The organism is Desulfovibrio sp. 1214_IL3152, from assembly GCF_036763055.1.
GTDB lineage: Bacteria > Desulfobacterota > Desulfovibrionia > Desulfovibrionales > Desulfovibrionaceae > Desulfovibrio.
Genome location: NZ_JBAIYW010000636.1, coordinates 1 through 1,289, shown reverse-complemented (window position 1 = coordinate 1,289; position 1,289 = coordinate 1). Strand labels below are relative to the sequence as shown.

Below are 1,289 nucleotides of genomic sequence, written 5' to 3'. Positions count from 1 at the left end.
GGGCGCAGGGCGCGGCAAATGCCGCAGCAACGGCGGCCAGCACTGCGGCAGACGATGCCCGGCAGGCAATCGCCGAGGAGATCAACAGAGCTTCAGACGAGGCGGACAGAGCCAGTACCGAGGCAGACCGCGCAAAAAATGAAGCCGACCGTGCGCAAAGCCTTGCCAATATTGGCCCGGCCACACCTCAGCAACTTGGCATGGTCAGGATTGGAGAAGGCATTGCCATAACCGAGGACGGGGCGATTTCCGTAACTCCCGTAAACCTTGCCACCACGGAAAGGCCCGGCACAGTCAGGCCTGGAAGCGGCATGACCATTGATGCTGGCGGCGCATTGCACATCGCGTACTGGGATGCCTTTCCACCTTATGTGCCTATCCCCATCTGGGGCGTAACATTCGGCGGCAGTGACGGAAGGCGGGCCATCATGCCCGGCGAGGCAGCGGCAAGAGAAGACTGGATATTGTGTGACGGCGGCAATGACGGCAAAGGCGGCACAATGCCGAACCTGGCGGGCCGGACACTTTTGGGGGCAGACGCTTCGCATGTTGCCGGAACCATCGGTGGCAGTGGCAGCCACAGTCACACTGTCGTTGGCAGCGCAGGGAACTCGACACTTTCAGTCGCGCAACTGGCGTCCCACAACCACTCGTATACCTCATATTATAGCACTAATAGCGAGGGGTATGATTATGACCGTAGTGGTGCGTACAGTTATACAACCGGCGGGACCACGGGGTCAACCGGCTCCAATGCGGCACACACCCACACACTATCCGCCACAGCTAGTTCTGCGTCCAACTTCATGCCCTTCTGCGCGCTGCACTTTGTCATGCGTGTCATATAAAGGAGATTTACTATGCCCACAGTAACAGTAGTTCCGTCTGATCGGATCATTATCTTGGATGGCCTGCCCCTCATTTTTGACTTCTCCGCTCCCGCTGCCATGCATGCTCTTCAATGGGACGGTCAACAGGGCCATATTGAATGGACAGACGATTTTAACTGGCCGCTGTCCGCCGCCGATACTACAGCCTATGAGGAGGAGGTGGCCCCGTATGTGGATCTGTGGCAGGCTGAAAAAGAACGCCTTGAACAAGAAAGCGAGGCTGCCGAAGCCGCCCGCCTTGCAGAATACAACAGTACGGCGGCCAGGGCAGCGCGCTTGCGCACAGAGCGCGACGCCCGCCTTGACGCCACTGACAAATACCTGCTGGCGGACTATCCCATCAATCCAGAAGCGCTTGAAGCTGTCAAAGCCTACCGCCAGGCCCTGCGCGGCCTGCCA

The 1,289-nt window shown here is 58.8% G+C and carries 2 protein-coding genes; both read left to right on the top strand.

Translation table 11 applies throughout. The annotated features are described in order from the left end of the window. A partial coding sequence (locus V6C07_RS13250) for a hypothetical protein (protein ID WP_333536949.1) occupies nt 1–848 on the top strand: 848 nt, incomplete at its 5' end. A gap of 12 nt (nt 849–860) precedes the next feature. Further along, the coding region (locus V6C07_RS13245; RefSeq protein ID WP_333536948.1) for a phage tail assembly chaperone at nt 861–1,289 on the top strand (429 nt) is incomplete at its 3' end.